We start from the raw sequence: 1,080 nt of genomic DNA on the forward strand, positions 1-1,080 counted from the left end.
CCAGTAGCGCTGGTGCTGGAAGGCGTAGGTGGGCAGGTCGATCCGTTCGCCGGGCCGCTCGGCATAGAACACCGACCAGTCGACCGGCACACCCGCCACATACGCCTCGGCCAACGAACAGACAAACCTCTCCAGCCCACCCTCACCCCGACGCAACGACGCAACCGTCACCGCACCCACACCAGCCGCCTCAACCGTCTCACCAATACCCACCAAAAGACCGGGATGCGGACTGCACTCCACAAAAACACCATGCCCATCAGCCAACAAACCCCGCGTCACCCGCTCGAACTCCACCGTCTCCCGAAGATTGGAAAACCAATACCCCGCATCCAGACCAGCCGTATCCAACAAACCACCCGTCACCGTCGAATAAAACGCCACCTCACCCGACACCGGACAAACACCCGACAACTCACCCAGAACACGCTCACGAACCCCCTCCACAAACCCCGAATGCGACGCATAATCCACCGGAATCCGACGCGTCCGCACCCCCACCGACTCCAACCGCCCCGCCAAACCCTCCAACGCCCCCACCGCACCCGACACCACCACCGAACCCGGACCATTCACCGCCGCCAACTCCACACTCCCCCCAGCACCCACCAAAAACTCCCCAACCCCCTCCGCCGACAACCCCACCGACAACATCCCCCCACCACCAGCCAACTCCTCACCAATCACCCGACTCCGCAACACCACCACCCGCGCCCCATCCACCAACGACAAACCACCCGCCACCACCGCCGCCGCAATCTCCCCCTGCGAATGACCCACCACCGCCGACGGCACCACACCACACGAACGCCACAACCCCGCCAACGACACCATCACCGCCCACAACACCGGCTGCACCACATCCACCGCCCCCAACGACGGCGCACCCGAAACCCCCCGCACAACCTCCAACAAATCCCAATCCACAAACCCACCCAACGCCTCACCACAACGACCCATCCACCCCGCAAACACCGGCGAAACATCCAACAACTCCACCGCCATCCCCACCCACTGCGACCCCTGACCCGGAAAAACAAAAACCACACCCGAATCAGAAACCACCGACCCCGTGACGAC

The 1,080-nt window shown here is 63.4% G+C and carries 1 protein-coding gene; it reads right to left on the bottom strand.

The features are described 5' to 3' along the window. The coding region (locus JK364_RS54350; protein WP_201858867.1) for an acyltransferase domain-containing protein at window positions 1–1,080 on the bottom strand (1,080 nt) is incomplete at both ends.

The organism is Streptomyces endocoffeicus (assembly GCF_016741935.1).
In the GTDB taxonomy this organism is placed as follows: domain Bacteria; phylum Actinomycetota; class Actinomycetes; order Streptomycetales; family Streptomycetaceae; genus Streptomyces; species Streptomyces endocoffeicus.